Source organism: uncultured Deefgea sp. (assembly GCF_947072475.1).
GTDB lineage: Bacteria > Pseudomonadota > Gammaproteobacteria > Burkholderiales > Chitinibacteraceae > Deefgea.
The window spans coordinates 34,468-49,563 of sequence record NZ_CAMTIA010000022.1 but is presented as its reverse complement, the minus strand read 5'-3'; the positions used below and the strand labels follow the sequence as shown (position 1 = coordinate 49,563).

The window sequence follows — 15,096 nt, the reverse complement described above, 5'->3', positions numbered from 1 at the left end:
GGACAAGCCCGCTGGTGGCACTGCCACATTATCTTTTAATTAACCTTTTACTACTGCGGCAGGCGCTACCGATACAGCCTGCGGCAGATCAAGCAACTGCTTCGCACTGGGCATCACCACCCCCAGCGAAATCACGTATTTCAATGCTTCATCCACGCTCATATCCAGCTCTTTAACGTCATCGGTTTTAGCCATAAACAAAAAGCCCGATGTCGGATTTGGCGTCGTAGGCACAAACACCGAAATCAATTCGCCACCGAGTTTGTCGCTAATTTCGCCACTGGGAATACCGGTCACAAAACCGACTGACCATGTACCCTGATGAGGAAATTGCACCAAGACCGCTTTACGAAACGCATTGCCAGAATCAGAAAACAAAGTATCTGAAACTTGCTTCACACTCATATAAATCGAGCGAACGATCGGAATGCGCTTCAAAATCGATTCGCCCAGCCCCAACAAGCGACGACCCAAAATATTAGCCGCCAAAATGCCGGTTAAAAACAGCACCAGCACCGTCAAAATCACCCCAAATCCAGGGATGTTTTCTACCCCTTTTAAATCGGGAAATAACTGCGCTAACGCTTGCAAAATCCAAAAATCAGGACGAACTTGATTCGGTACAAATGCCCCTAGCTGATCCATGGTGCTAATCAATAGATTAAGCACCCACAATGTGATCACTAAAGGAATCCAAATCAATAAACCAGTAAAAAAGTAGCGCTTAAATAATGAGGTCACAATTTTACTCAAGTAAAAATCAATTAAGAATCCGAACCGGTTGCGCTAGAACCGCCTTTAAAATCAGTTTGATACCAGCCCGAACCTTTTAAAGTAAAGCCCGCCGCCGTTACACATCGAGTGTATTTTTCGACTTGGCAAGCTGGGCATTGCGTTAAAGCATCCGCCGACATTTTTTGTAAGTGCTCGTCTTGATGACCACACTCAGTACAGCGATAAGCATAGATAGGCATAAAATATTCATACGCGACAAACCAGAAGGCGCTGATTATACCTTGTTCACACGCCAAGGTCGAAACCACGACTCATTCAAAGCAAATATTCAAACCAAATCAAAGCCGCTTTACCCCGCGCCGCATGGCTTTTGACTGGGTGCCGCAAAGGCATCACCGCATTAGCCGCAAACGTCGACGGCTGATTTCTGACTACCCATTACTTACAAAGACTTCACACCATTGTCATATTGAAACCCTATGATGTCGCATTTCGCGTACTCGAGATTTTTACCTATGCTACTTCGCCATTTCTGTTTACTACTTTGCTGCTTGGCGCTGCCGGTGCAGGCGGAGATCACGATAGGTTTACTCACCTCACGCAATAACGAACAAACGCTAGAAGATTGGCAACCGATTCTCAATGATCTTGCCATCGCCATTGGCCAGCCGGTGAAGGCATGGGTGGGCAACGATAGAGCGGTTTTATTGAATAAAATAAAAAACAATGAAATCCAAGTCGCCCGCGTTGACAATAAGCTGGCACTCGATGCCGTCGAAAATGCCAAGGCCGAAGTGTTTGCCTCCTTAGTGCAAAGTGGCAATCAGGCAACCTATCGCAGCGTGATGTTAGTCAGCGCCAACAGCCCGATCAAAAATGCCGAGCAACTGCTACAACACCCGCAACAACTGAGCTACGCTTCGGGCATCAACGGCAGCACCGCTGACTATTACATTCCGCAATACCATTTGTTTTTACAAAAAAACATCATCCCAGAAAATTATTTCAAACACATTGTGTATGGCAATGCAGAGCAATCCTTTATTGCACTGGCCACTCAGCGCGTTGACGTGGCGGTGAGTAATTCTTTTGACTTAGAGCAACTCAAAGAAAAATACCCCCGCGATCACGCCAAAATGCGCGTGATTTGGCAGTCGCCAGAATTTGCTTTTGATCCCCTGATTCAACGACAAGACCTCCCAGCGCCACTCAAAAACAAAATCAACGTCTTTTTTACTCAGTACGGCAAAACGGGTAGCAATACGGCTCTCGCCAAACAGCGGCTGTATTATGCCGATCAATTGGCGGGTTTTACCGCAGCAGACAATCGCAGCCTACGCCAAGTCACTGATTTGCAACTGTTTCATGATTTATTCAAACTGACCTTCAATAAAAAACTCGCTCAGCCCGAAAAAGCCCAGCGCGAAGAAGCCTATTACAAACGCTACCGCCAACTCACGCAATTACTTGGCGGGGCCAAATAACCCCCGCATCACGTCTGGGGTATACGCCGCTTACTTTTATTAAATTTAAGTTTCAGCAATATACCCAGACTGATGATTGCGGCTAATCGCGTAATTAAATCCCAAAGCCACGCTTGATGCGCCTATGATGAAACGAACCTCGTGCGCGACGCACCGTGCGGGTTGCATTCAGCATTACCTTACTCAATCATCAAACCGGAGCAACATCATGGCCAAGGGTCAAGCACGCAGCAATAAAGAAACTAAAAAACCGAAGAAAGAAAAATCAGCCACAGCACCGGCAGCTGGCTTTATGCCTGCAGCAAAATCCAGCGACAAAAAATAATAAGCCCCTTATGGCTTAACGATCGGCTTGAAACTAAGCCGTTCATTTTTTAGCCCAGCGGCTTGCTCATGCAACACTCTGCAATACCCTCCTTGTAACTGCTTGTACCTACTTATTCCGATCTGTGGCGTAATTTTATCCTTTCGCACCCGCCAAAAGATTCAATGGATGATTCAATTGAATCTCGCCCTATCACACCAAAAACCTGCCCAAAAAAAAGTCAGTCTTTATTTATCCTAATAAATCATTGAGATAGATCGCTTATCCACAGCTTATGCACGCATCAACTCACGCCAGTTGAGCATAAAGCCATGAAATGGCCTATTTTTTCACATGGGCTTAGCCACTTTACAAGAGACACTTAATTTCAACGACTTAAGTGACTTACCCACAGCTGGAGCTGGATTTTATCCACGACTTCTGGGGATAAAATTCAACGCTACTGCGCCAGCCATCTCTTGCCAGCCCCCGCCCTTCGGGCTTGGTAAACCCAACGTCAACAGACCCTAGCGAGCTGTAATAATTACACCTCGGTTTACAGTGAATGATTTGACCAGAAAGAGGAAGCAAAGCATGATGCGCCACGACTGAAAGGCCGATCGCTGGCCCTTATGATTGACTGCCGTATAGGCGCTGATTTAATGCGCAGCTCACAGCGACCCATTATCGGCTCATGATTTACTAGATTGGAACTTCATCATGAATTTAGAAAAAGTCATCTTTGGCTTCTTTATTTTGCTGGCCTTTACGCTCAATTTTGGCTTTGTCATTGGCCAAATCGACGTCGCCCACCAGCACGATGTGAATGAGCTGTTTGCGGCCATCGTCGTCAATTTAATCGCCACGGTGATTAAATTTGGTGATCGCACTCAAGTGGGCGCGCTGCATTTGGCCACCAGCTTGGTGGCTGATTTACAACTGATTGCCGCCAGCTTGGTATGGTGGAATGCGCTCTACATTACCCAACTCGGTATGACGCCAGCGATTACCACCACCATTGTGTCGCTCTCAGCAGGCGCTTTGGCGGCCAATCTGGTCTCGGTGATTTTATTAATTGGCGAAACCTTGCAACATCGCCGTTAAGCCTGCCATGCCCAATATTTTCTTTTTAATGCTGCGGCGCTTACGAACGCCCATCATCACGCTGATTTTGATTTACGCCGTTTCGGTGTTTGGTCTGGTACTCATTCCAGGCATGGATGACGCCGGTCAGCCTTATCGTATGGATTTTTTCCATGCGATTTACTTTATTAGCTACACCGCCACCACCATTGGTTTTGGTGAGATTCCTTATGCCTTTACCAGCGCGCAAAGGATGTGGGTTTTAGTGTGTATTTATCTGGCGGTGATTGGCTGGGCTTATGCATTAAGCTCAATTTTTGCCCTCACGCGTGATCAAGCACTCACCAAAGCGATTCAGTACACTCGCTTTACTAGCAAAGTAAAGCGCATGAACGAACCGTTTTATTTGATTTGCGGCTACGGGCAAACTGGGCGCATTCTTTGCCAAGTGCTCGACACCCAAGATATTCGTTTTGTGGTGATTGATCTGCGCGAAGAACGCATTAACGATGTGGCACTGGCCGATTATCATTTTGACGCGCCATTTTACGCTGGCGACGCCGCCAATCCTGAGTTACTCAAAATCGCCGGTCTATCTCACCCACGCTGCATTGGTGTGCTGGGCATTACCGGTAACGAAAACACCAATTTATCGATTGCCATTACCGCCTTTGTTTTACGGCCTAAGCTACTGTCGATTTGCCGCAGTAAAAACCAAGAAATTAGCGACAATATGGCGTCATTTGGCACCAATAAAGTCATTAATATGTTTGAAGCCGTGGGCCAGCAGTTTCAATTGGCAATGCATGCGCCTGCTGTTTCGCACTTACGTAAAATTTTGTCGGACTTTCCTGGCAACCCTTTCCCGCCAAGCATTAAGCCACCCAAAGGGCATTGGGTGATTGTCGGTTATGGGCGCTTTGGCCGCTCCATCCACAAAGCTTTATCGCAAGAAGGCATTAGCGTTCACATTATCGACCCCGACCCACAACCCGAGCTCGACCCGCAGATCTACCACCAAGCCTTAGGCGTGGACGCCGCCTCGCTCAAAACCGCCGGTATTGAGCACGCCGTGGGCTTATTTGTCTGCCACGATGACGACGCCAATAATCTCTCGTCGCTGGCCACCGCACGGGCGATTAACCCCGCGCTGTTTATTGTTGCGCGGCAAAACCTAGCCACCAATCATTTATTGTTCAACGCCTTTGCGCCGAATTTTATTTCAATTCGCAGCGAAGTCGTCGCGCATGAAGCATTACGTGCCATGGCCAATCCGCTATTGGCTCAGTTTGTATTGGCTTTAGTGACTAAAGAGGACGAATGGGCCAGCCAATTGACCATCGACATCGACAATCTCTGCCAAGGGATTGTGCCGGAGCACTGGACGGTGCGGTTAAACGCTAAAAACCCAGCCGCAGTGCAAGCTTTTCTAGCCCGTCCGCTGCCTTCATTACAGATCAAACATTTTTATCACAGCGTGATTGATCACGGCCGGCCACTGCAATGCATTGCATTACTGCGCCGCCATGGTGAGAAGGATATTCTATTGCCCAAAGCCGATGACATGCTGCGCTATGGCGATGAATTACTGTTTATTGGCGACCATCATGCCCAGCAATCACATCAAGCCATGTGTAGTGAAGTCAGCCTAATGGAGTACGCTCGCACCGGTGTTGAGCAACCACAAAGCTGGATATTTCGCAAAATTGCCGCGTGGCGCGAACGCAGCTAAACGGCAACGCTTTCGATCAGCCCGCCGTGTTCAGGCGGGCTACAGGCGAGTACACAGCATCACACACCATCTCGAACCACCTCCAACCATCTACAACCAGCAAGCTCAAAGTAAATTGCGTGCTTGGCCTTGCAAAAAGCCAGCCATATTATCGATCAATTGATCGGCCAAGGTTTGCATGGTTTCCACGCTGGCCCACGCTATATGCGGCGTAATCAATAAATTGGGTAGCACGACATCCAGTAATGCATTGCCCGCAGTCGGTGGCTCAGTCACCAATACATCCAAGCCCGCACCGGCAATTTGTCCGGTTTGCAGCGCCGTTAGCAAATCCGCCTCATCGACTAAACCACCGCGTGCCGTGTTAATCAGTAAGCTGGTGTTTTTCATCGCCGCCAATTCGGGCGCAGCAATCATGCCACGCGTTGCGTCATTGAGCGGGCAATGCAAACTTAAAATATCCGCCGTTGCCAACGCCTCATCCCATGCCAAATACCCCGGTCGAACACTGGCCGCGCCGCGATGCTCAACAAAAAACACCTGCATACCAAAAGCGCGTGCCAACGCCGCAGTCGCCTGCCCGAGCGCGCCCGAGCCGATCAAGCACAAACGACTCCCAGACAAATCATGCAGTGGCGCGCCAAACACACAAAAACCACTGGCCGCCTGCCACGCCCCAGCCAACACCTGCTGCCGATACGACAGCAATTGTCGCCGCAAAGCCAACATCAGCATCAGCGTATGCTCGGCCACACCATGAATTGCATAATCACGAATATTGCATACCGCAATATTCAATTCTTTCGCCGCCGACACATCGATCTGGTTATATCCGGTTGCCGCCACCGCGATGAGTTTTAAATCGGGCAAAGCGGCCATCATTTCGCGGTTAATAGGCACTTTATTACTAATGGCAACCGTCGCCCCCGCCAGCCTAGCTACCACCTCCTGGGCCAGCGTTTGCGGATACTCTTGCCAATGATGCGGCAAAGCCAACGGTTTTAAGCGCACCGGCAAACTGGCTCGATCCAAAAAAACGATTAAAGGTTCATGCATCACATTCACTCCGTAAAAAACCAAGCCAAAACTCACCCTCTAAAAAACACGCTACCCGCAGGACTGTTAACGTGTGGTTTGCTCGCCGCCTTAGTTTTGCACTAAGACAAGGCAAGCAGCGTAATCATTCTACGCCAGCGTTTTGTAAAGCAGTATCAGGGCAAAATCTGTGCACCAGCTTACGCGCCCCTCATCATCGCCCTTCAACGGCAAAATGATGGGCGGCAAATTGCTCAATCGCGGCAGTCAAGGCCAAAGCGGGCCGTGTTGGTCGCGCCCAATGGTGCCAATACAGCGGCACCGTCGTCGCCAATTCGGCGATCTCGCACATCGTTCCAGCAGTGAGCTCTGCTGCCGCTTGTGCGCGCGGCACAATCGCATACGCCAACCCCGACTTGGCCGCGGCATACAGCGCGTGGCTTTCGGGGATCACATAGCAAGGAAATTGCGCATCGAGCAAAGCAAAGCGTTCACGCAGCAAGCGCCGATGCAAGCTCTCTTTTTGCCCAAACACCGCCGCCGGTGCGCCAGCCAAACTGTGTGCATTCACCCCGCCAGCAAAATATTGCGCAACAAACGCCGCATTGGCCACGCCCACATAGGCAAGCTCACCCAAGGGTATTGCCACGCAGCCAGCAACGGGCAATGGCTGCGTACTAATACATCCAATCACATCACCCGAGCGCAATAAATCGAGCGTGTAGGCTTCATCCTCCACCACGCAATCGAGCAATAATTTTGCCGGCACTAAATTGGGCGCGATCGCCGCAATCAGGCCAATGGCCAAACTATCGGCGGTGATGCCAACACGTAAATTGCTCCATGCAACATCGTCATTGCTGGCGTCAAATCGCGTGGCTAAATCGGCTTCCAGCAAGCGAACTTGCCGCACATGCGCGAGCAGTTGTTCGCCGCTGGCGGTGGCGCTAAGCGGATTTTCCCGCCGCAACAACACTTCACCATGGCGCTCTTCGAGCTGGCGAATGCGCTGCGAAATCGCTGACGGCGTTAAATGCAAACGTTTGGCCGCCGCATCAAAGCTACCACAACGCAAAACCATATCCAGTGCTTCGAGTAATTTGTAATCAAACATAAGCAAAAATGGTGGGGGCATAGAATTAATCGTTTTACCACGATTTAGCAATCTGATTGAATAGCCGTCATAAAAATGCCAACCACAGCGCTAACGCGGCATGACCGCGATGAATGCTTAGCCCGACCCAAACCACTGGAAAACCCCATGAAAGCGCTAAACGCCGAACAGATTTGCAGCATTGCCAACGAGTTTTCGACGCCAATCTGGACTTACAACGCCGCGACGATTCGCCAGCGCATTGGCCAACTCAAGGCATTTGACACCATTCGTTTTGCGCAAAAAGCCAATTCAAACATTCACATTCTCAAATTGATGCGCGAGCAAGGCGTCAAAGTCGATTCGGTCTCGCTCGGTGAAATCGAGCGCGCGATTGCGGCGGGCTTTGCCACCGGTGTCGATGCCGACGACATCGTGTTCACTGCCGATTTACTCGATCGCGCCACGTTGGCGCGCGTGGTTGAGCTTGATATTCAAGTCAATTGCGGTAGCCCGCAAATGCTAGAGCAACTGGGCGAAGCGCATCCAGGACACCGCGTTTGGCTGCGGATCAACCCCGGCTTTGGCCATGGACATAGCCAAAAGACCAATACCGGTGGCGAGCAAAGCAAGCACGGTATTTGGCACACACAACTGCCCGAAGCATTGGCTTTGATTGAAAAATACCAACTCGATTTGGTCGGCCTGCATATGCACATTGGCTCGGGCGTGGATTACCACCATTTGCAAGACGTTTGCGCGGCGATGGTGGCGCAAGTGAAACAATCAGGCCGCGATATTCGGGCGATTTCAGCGGGCGGCGGTTTATCGATCCCTTACCAAGTGGGTGGCGAGCCGATTGATACCGCGCATTACTTTCATTTATGGGATGGCGCGCGCCAAGAGATTGCCGCCTTTTTAGGCCATCCAGTGCACTTAGAAATTGAACCCGGTCGGTTTTTAGTTGCAGAAAGTGGACAGTTAATCACCGAAGTGCGTGCCAAAAAAGACGTTGGTAGCAATCATTTTGTCTTGGTCGACGCTGGTTTCTCTGATCTGATGCGCCCAGCAATGTATGGCAGTTATCATGAAATCAGCATCTTGCGCGCCGATGGTACCCCGGCTGATGGTGCGCTACGCCCAACGGTATTGGCTGGGCCTTTGTGTGAATCGGGGGACGTATTTACTCAGGCCGAAGGCGGCGTGGTTGAGCCACGCTTACTGCCCAGCACTCAAATTGGCGATTGGGTGGTTTTTCACGATACCGGTGCTTATGGCGCCAGCATGTCGTCCAATTACAATACCCGCCCGCTGATCGCGGAAGTGCTGATTGATGGTGATGCGATCCGGCAAATTCGCCGCCGGCAAACCGTCGCCGAACTGTTAGCGCTTGAATTGTAAAGCGAAATAGTTAACACCGTGCCACATTGTAATTACTGGTAATAGGCGACACAATTGGGCCGCCCTTATTCTTACAGCGCCACATTCCACATGGGCATTACTTAGGAAACCCTTATGATTACGATTAGTGGCTACGGCACCTTAGTTGCTGCCTCACTGGTTTTGCTATTTGGTCGAATTCTGGTCGAAAAAACAGCGCCGCTAAAAGCCTTCACCATCCCCGAGCCGGTCGCAGGTGGTTTGGTGGTGGCGTTATTGATGCTATTTGCGCAGCAAGTGGCTGGCGTGACCGTTAAATTTGATACCTCATTGCAAACGCCTTTAATGCTGGCCTTTTTTGCCACCATTGGTTTATCGGCCAATTTAGCCAGCCTTAAAGCCGGCGGCAGCGTGATGATTAAATTTTTATGCGTCGTGGCTGGCTTGCTATTAATGCAAAACATCATTGGCATTAGCTTGGCCAATCTATTGGGGCTGGATGGTCATTTAGGGCTGCTGGCTGGCTCAGTCACGCTGTCGGGTGGTCACGGTACGGGAGCCGCATGGAGCTCGGTGTTTAGCGAACAATTTGGCATTCAAGGTGCCACCGAATTGGCGATGGCGTGCGCCACGTTTGGTTTGGTGCTAGGCGGCTTAATTGGCGGGCCAGTGGCCAAGTTTTTGCTGCGTAAGGTCAAAGTCCCCGGCGCAGAGCACAACCAAGATCAAGCGCCAACCGGCTTTGAAGAGCCACAAGCCACGCGCCTGATCACGGTGAATTCATTTATTGAATCACTGGCCTTAATTGCTTTGAGCTTGGCAGGCGGGCAGTTTTTGGCCGAAGTCTTATCGGGCACGGCGTTTGAATTACCGACCTTTGTGTGCGTGCTCTTTACCGGTGTAGTGCTACGTAATGTCTTGTCTGGCCTTGGCTGGTACCAAGTGTTTGAACGTGAAGTTTCGGTGTTGGGTAACGTCAGCTTGGCGCTATTTTTAGCGATGGCCTTGATGAGTTTGCGCCTGTGGGAATTGGCAAATTTAGCGCTGCCGATGGTGATTTTGCTCGCAGTACAAGCGATGGCCATGGCCGCTTACGCCATCTTTGTGACTTTCCGCGTGATGGGGTCAAATTATGATGCGGTGGTATTGGCAGCCGGTCATTGCGGCTTTGGTCTGGGTGCAACGCCTACGGCGATTGCCAATATGCAAGCGGTAACGCATCGCTTTGGTCCATCCCACTTGGCGTTCATCGTGGTACCGATGGTTGGCGCTTTCTTTATCGATATTTTAAACGCCATCATTATCAAGCTCTTTTTGGCTTTGCCGATTTATTAAGCCACGCCGCGAACGGCAAATCTGCACAATCATCAGGGTTGGTGCTAGCGCATCAGCCCTGATTCACATCTAGGCCATCACCATTGACCGCGCATTCCGATTTGCTGTTGATCCGTGCCGCGCTCATCACGCGGAAACGACGACTGTAAATCGCCGCACCACAGCCACTTAACACCATCGGCACCAAATCGAAGTATCCCAAAATTTATGCCGGTATCTGGTTGCAGAGTTCATCGGCATTCACTTAGCTGCATATACCCACCCAACGCTCTGCAAATATTAAGCACATCGCGGCTTTCACTCTGGCTCATTCAATCCACACCAATTTGCTGAGTAGCAAGCCTTCGAGCAAAATCCAGAGACATACACTAACCTTGATTCAAGCGGCACAAACAAGCTAACAGAAAGGTGGTGTTATGAAAAACGTAAGACTATTTGCAGCATCCGTGCTTGGCATGCTTTTTCTACTCTTTAATACCAGCCTCTATGCTGGCGAATTCATGATGACGCCGGCAATTCAAAGTCAGCTCGATAAACAAAAAACCCTGATTGCCACATGGGCAGCCAATCCAATCGTGGTACAAGCGGTAGAAAAACAAAATCAAATCGGCCCATTGCCCGGCATGGATAACGCCAAATGGAAACTCATTCGGCGCAGTGATGCACTGATTAATGAGTTTCAAACCAATGCCGCAGCGCAATACCTCAAATCGATGCAAGCCAAAAGCAAAGTCGCAATTAGCGAAGCATTTTTATCTGCAGCTAAAGGCGAAAAAGTCGCTTTTATAGAAAAAACCTCAAGCTATATCCATCAAGGGCAAGCCAAGTTTGACCTGCCGTTTACCACCGGAAAAGCCTGGCAAGGCAAACCAGAGTTTGATGAATCGACCCAAACCTATGCCATCCAAATCGCAGTACCGGTATTGAGTGCCAGCAAACCGATCGGGGTTTTAGTGGTCGGCATCAATTTGTCACAGCTCGAAAAGCTCGCCAATTAAAGGACGATAATGAATACCCGCACAGATCGATTTTCGGTATTAGCCAGACTGATGATTAGTTTTGGCGCATTGGCCATGTTAACGGGGCTGATCGGTGGCGTTGGCATTTGGGCATTTTCGAGAATGACCACCACCTTTCAAACCGTTGCCACCCAAGACGTGCCGGCACTGCTCAAATTAGAGCAAGCGCAAAGCGAAATGCATCAAGTCATTTTGGCCGAACGCAGTCTGCTATTTATGCAAACCGCAACCCCCAGCGCACAAGAAACACAGCAAAAGCACACCGAACACCTCGCCCAACTGGATGTACTCTGGCAGCAATACATGGCCTTAAATAAAGCCAAAATCACCCCTCCGCCCGCGTTTGAAAAAACCTTAGCCGCTTGGGCCAATGCCTCTCGCGAGGTGCTGAAGATTTTGTCTGAAGACACGCCAGCCGCTCGGCGCGACGCCGTGGATCTGTCGCTCAATGATGCGGCAGAAAAATACAATCAAGTACTCAACGCCCTCAAACAAATGACCCAGCAGCAAGTGCTGTCGCTCAGCGAGCGGGTGAAACAAGAGCACCTGATGGCCAATCAAATGGAAAAAATGATCTTTATTTTTGTCTTCGGCACATTTGGACTGGCCGGTGGCCTCGCCATTTGGTTAGCGCGCTGGGTGGGTGGCCCATTACGCCAAATTATGGTGGCCGCCCGCACCCAAGAGCTCAATAACGCCAATGCTTTGTTGTTTGATCAAAGTAATACCGACTCACTCACCCAACTCAAAAACCGCCGTTTTCTCGAAACCACCATGCAGGGCATGAGCGCCATCACCTTGAAGGCGCATCGCGCTAATCAGCTTAAAAATCAAGCCGATCAGCACGCCAACCAAGATTTGGCCTTATTAATGATTGATGTTGATCATTTTAAACGGGTGAACGATCAATTTGGCCACCATGCGGGCGATCTGGTGTTGCAACAAATTGCCCAAATTTTGCAAAAAGCCGCTCGCGATAGCGATACCGTGGTGCGCTGGGGTGGAGAAGAATTTTTAATTGTGGCCAGCAACGTCAATCGGCATAAATTTCCGATTTTGGTCGAACGAATTCGAGCTGATATCGAAAATCACCACTTTAATATTGATACCGCTCAACCCATTCGGCTCACTTGTTCAGTTGGTTTTGCTTTTTTTCCATTCATCGATCAGCACCCCGAAGCCTGCAGCTGGGAATACGCCGCCAGTCTGGCCGATTACTGCCTTTATCTAGCGAAAAATAATGGCCGAAATACTTGGGCAGGCATCTGCCCAGCCAGTGACTTTAGACCTGAAGAGCGCCCAGTTAATCTAACCAATGACATCCCACAATTGATCGAGCAGCGCAGGCTCATCGTGCTTTTGCGTCAGCAATCGTCTGATGACAGCCCAGCAGTTAAAATCACGGCGAGTGAGAGCCATGAAGCAGTGCTGATCAACGCCATCTCACCGAGCCCGAGCTAAAGCAAACCGTGAATGAAGGGCAATGCTATAATCCGCGCATTCCCAAGTGTGTAGCCAGACCAAAATGACCTTAGCGCCCTCTCCAGCCGATCTTTCTGCCGCCCTAGCCTTACTCCGTGCCGGAGAACTGGTCGGCATCCCAACGGAAACCGTCTACGGTTTGGCGGCCGACGCTAGTCAAGATGCCGCAGTAGCCAAAATATTTGCCGCCAAAGGCCGCCCCAATGATCACCCAGTCATTGTGCATATTGCCGGCGTAGCGCAACTGGCGGACTGGGCGCAGAACATTCCCGATAGCGCGTATCAACTGGCCGAAGCATTTTGGCCCGGCCCGTTAACGCTAATTTTAGAGCGCCAAGCGCATGTCAGCGATGCGGTCACCGGCGGGCAAGACACCGTTGGCCTGCGCGCGCCAGCGCACCCGATCACCCATGAATTACTGCTGCAATTTGGCGGCGGCCTCGCCGCGCCCAGCGCCAATCAATTTGGCCACGTTAGCCCCACCACCGCTGAACATGTCCGCCATGAATTTAGCACTGAGCAAGTGCGTTTAATTTTGGACGGCGGTGCCTGTGACGTTGGCGTTGAATCCACCATCGTTAGCCTAGTCGGTGACCAAGCCAAACTACTGCGCCCGGGCGGCATTTCACGCGCCGCCATCGAAGCCGTATTGGGGCACGCGATTGAGCATCACAGCACCAGCAGCACTGCCAAACAACGGGTATCGGGTTTACTCGATTCACACTACGCGCCACGTACTCCGCTCATTACCGGCCCCTTAGCCAGCATGCAGCAATTGGCAGCCACAGAAAGCGCCAATGGTAAGAAAGTGGTATTACTCACTTCGCATAGTCAAGACCATGCAGCGTATATCGAGCATGTAATGCCGGATAATCCGGCCGACTACGCCCAACAAATCTACGCCACACTGCGCCAGCTAGACCGTGAAGGCTACGATCAACTATTACTCGTTACCCCGCCGGAAGGCGCAGAATGGCTCGCTATTCACGATCGGCTGAATCGTGCAGCACACAAAAAAATCAACGCCTAGTTAAGTTGTTAACCGTAAGCAACAACAAACTACCGTTCGTCACCAAGATAAGACCGCTCTTCCCACACTAGAAAAGTGGTCTTGTCCCCAGTAAGCAAAACCCCGTACCATCAAATCACAATAACAAATCCAATTTGATCGGACATCATGCGGCACCCTAGCCAAGGCTTCACACTCATTGAACTACTCATTACGATTGCTATCGCCGCCACCTTAATGGCAATCGCCATCCCAAGCTTTAGTGACTGGCTAATCAAAACACGAGTAAAAGGCGCAGCGGAAGAAATTCAATCAACGTTGAGTTATGCCAGATCAGAAAGCATTAAACAAAACAAAGAAACTTGCCTCACCATTACCGATAAAAACAGCAGTACCTGGCAACTTGCAATTACGGCCAATTGCAGTAACAGCACAATTTATCGGCTTATCAGTGCTAACGAATTTAATAACGCAATTACCTTAACCATCGACAACACCAGCAAAATAGACAAAACACGCTTCACACCGAGGAGCCAACGCCCAGGTTTTAACAACAACGACATTACGGTAAAAACAACACAAAGTATGTCAATTGCTGGTGGTAATTACCAATTAAGAATCAATCTCACGCCAACTGGATTGATCTCAATCTGTAGCAATGGAACTTCAAGCATCGGTGGATATGTAACATGCGCTTAACTCGCCTCTCCAAACAAACAGGCTTGTCTTTAATCGAAATAATGATTTCACTGACCATCGGTTTAATGCTGATTGGTGCAGCATCGGCGATTGGCTTAGGTAGCGTGTTATCAGGTAAAGAAGGGATTCAACAAACCAATTTACATGAAGCCCTACGCTCAGTGATGGCTGAAGCCAGCCGCGATTTACGCCGTGCAGGTTACAGCAAGGACATGGATTTAAGCCCACAATTTAGAAAAGTCTACCTCAGCCAAGCCGCAACCATCGAAGGAAAAAACGCTTACCAATGCGTTATTTTTCGCTACGACAATTACGATAGCGCGGCCATTTCTTCTGGCAATGGAACTTTCGGAAGTGAGGATGTTTTTGGCTTAACCTTTAAAAACAACCAAGTATTAGTGCTACTCAATGGCGCAACTGGCACTACAAGCTGTACTGGCGAGGAAGTGGATGGCTGGTTTCCAATTAATAGCGCCAATAGTGGCGCACCCAACATCAGTAATTTTTTCTTTACTGTACGCACTACACCAACCGTAACTAAAAATACCGCCACGCCAGCCAAGCAAATTGGCGCTTTAGCGGCAGGCAATATCACACTCTATATCCGCGGCCAAAGCGCGCAAGGTGCAGGAGTTAACCTCCCCGCGTTTAATGCTGAATTAGAACAAACAGTGCAATTAAGAAACTTGCCAGTAATACAGTAATT

General features: G+C 49.9%; 15 protein-coding genes. 10 read left to right on the top strand and 5 right to left on the bottom strand.

What is annotated here, in order from left to right:
- Positions 1-39: 39 nt before the first annotated feature.
- Positions 40-741 (bottom strand): DUF502 domain-containing protein, encoded by a 702-nt coding sequence (locus Q0V82_RS09210; RefSeq protein WP_297574966.1) that lies wholly within the window; start codon positions 739-741, stop codon positions 40-42.
- Between the two features lie 23 nt (positions 742-764).
- On the bottom strand, positions 765-974 hold the full coding sequence (locus Q0V82_RS09205) for an FmdB family zinc ribbon protein (RefSeq protein WP_297574963.1): 210 nt from the start codon (positions 972-974) through the stop codon (positions 765-767).
- A gap of 276 nt (positions 975-1,250) precedes the next feature.
- Between Q0V82_RS09205 and phnD the strand changes: the two genes are divergently transcribed.
- From phnD to Q0V82_RS09190, 3 genes are all read left to right on the top strand, one after another.
- Positions 1,251-2,219 (top strand): phosphate/phosphite/phosphonate ABC transporter substrate-binding protein, encoded by a 969-nt coding sequence (gene phnD / locus Q0V82_RS09200; protein ID WP_297574958.1) that lies wholly within the window; start codon positions 1,251-1,253, stop codon positions 2,217-2,219.
- Between the two features lie 1,024 nt (positions 2,220-3,243).
- Entirely contained in the window at positions 3,244-3,627 is a 384-nt protein-coding gene (locus tag Q0V82_RS09195; protein ID WP_297574956.1) for a DUF6394 family protein, read from the top strand.
- Between the two features lie 7 nt (positions 3,628-3,634).
- Positions 3,635-5,338, top strand: a complete 1,704-nt coding sequence (locus Q0V82_RS09190) for a TrkA family potassium uptake protein (protein ID WP_297574954.1) — start codon at positions 3,635-3,637, stop codon at positions 5,336-5,338.
- Positions 5,339-5,443: 105 nt separating this feature from the next.
- Here Q0V82_RS09190 and Q0V82_RS09185 read toward each other — a convergent pair whose 3' ends face one another.
- Together Q0V82_RS09185 and Q0V82_RS09180 are read right to left on the bottom strand one after the other, a co-directional pair.
- Positions 5,444-6,394, bottom strand: coding sequence for a D-2-hydroxyacid dehydrogenase (locus tag Q0V82_RS09185; protein ID WP_297574952.1), 951 nt, complete (start codon positions 6,392-6,394; stop codon positions 5,444-5,446).
- A gap of 193 nt (positions 6,395-6,587) precedes the next feature.
- Positions 6,588-7,508: a LysR family transcriptional regulator ArgP gene (locus Q0V82_RS09180; RefSeq protein ID WP_297574950.1), complete on the bottom strand. Its 921-nt coding sequence runs from the start codon at positions 7,506-7,508 to the stop codon at positions 6,588-6,590.
- A gap of 126 nt (positions 7,509-7,634) precedes the next feature.
- Between Q0V82_RS09180 and lysA the strand changes: the two genes are divergently transcribed.
- Both lysA and gltS read left to right on the top strand, forming a co-directional pair.
- On the top strand, positions 7,635-8,867 hold the full coding sequence (gene lysA / locus Q0V82_RS09175) for a diaminopimelate decarboxylase (protein WP_297574947.1): 1,233 nt from the start codon (positions 7,635-7,637) through the stop codon (positions 8,865-8,867).
- Positions 8,868-8,981: 114 nt separating this feature from the next.
- Positions 8,982-10,181 (top strand): sodium/glutamate symporter, encoded by a 1,200-nt coding sequence (gene gltS, locus Q0V82_RS09170; RefSeq protein ID WP_297574944.1) that lies wholly within the window; start codon positions 8,982-8,984, stop codon positions 10,179-10,181.
- A 52-nt stretch (positions 10,182-10,233) separates the two neighbouring features.
- Here the strand turns inward: gltS and Q0V82_RS09165 are convergent, their stop codons facing one another.
- The gene (locus Q0V82_RS09165) at positions 10,234-10,383 is read right to left on the bottom strand and encodes a hypothetical protein (protein ID WP_297574942.1); all 150 of its coding nucleotides are present in this window, start codon (positions 10,381-10,383) and stop codon (positions 10,234-10,236) included.
- Between the two features lie 298 nt (positions 10,384-10,681).
- Here Q0V82_RS09165 and Q0V82_RS09160 point away from each other — a divergent pair, with 298 nt between their 5' ends.
- The 5 genes from Q0V82_RS09160 (at position 10,682) to Q0V82_RS09140 (ending at position 15,094) form a co-directional block, all read left to right on the top strand.
- Positions 10,682-11,179: a hypothetical protein gene (locus Q0V82_RS09160; protein ID WP_297574939.1), complete on the top strand. Its 498-nt coding sequence runs from the start codon at positions 10,682-10,684 to the stop codon at positions 11,177-11,179.
- Positions 11,180-11,188: 9 nt separating this feature from the next.
- The gene (locus Q0V82_RS09155) at positions 11,189-12,661 is read left to right on the top strand and encodes a diguanylate cyclase (protein ID WP_297574936.1); all 1,473 of its coding nucleotides are present in this window, start codon (positions 11,189-11,191) and stop codon (positions 12,659-12,661) included.
- 64 nt (positions 12,662-12,725) lie between these two features.
- Positions 12,726-13,712, top strand: a complete 987-nt coding sequence (locus Q0V82_RS09150; protein WP_297574933.1) for an L-threonylcarbamoyladenylate synthase — start codon at positions 12,726-12,728, stop codon at positions 13,710-13,712.
- 147 nt (positions 13,713-13,859) lie between these two features.
- Positions 13,860-14,390, top strand: coding sequence for a GspH/FimT family pseudopilin (locus Q0V82_RS09145; RefSeq protein WP_297574930.1), 531 nt, complete (start codon positions 13,860-13,862; stop codon positions 14,388-14,390).
- Positions 14,381-15,094 (top strand): PilW family protein, encoded by a 714-nt coding sequence (locus Q0V82_RS09140; RefSeq protein ID WP_297574928.1) that lies wholly within the window; start codon positions 14,381-14,383, stop codon positions 15,092-15,094. The genes Q0V82_RS09145 and Q0V82_RS09140 overlap by 10 nt, the downstream gene beginning before the upstream one ends.
- Positions 15,095-15,096 lie beyond the last annotated feature (2 nt).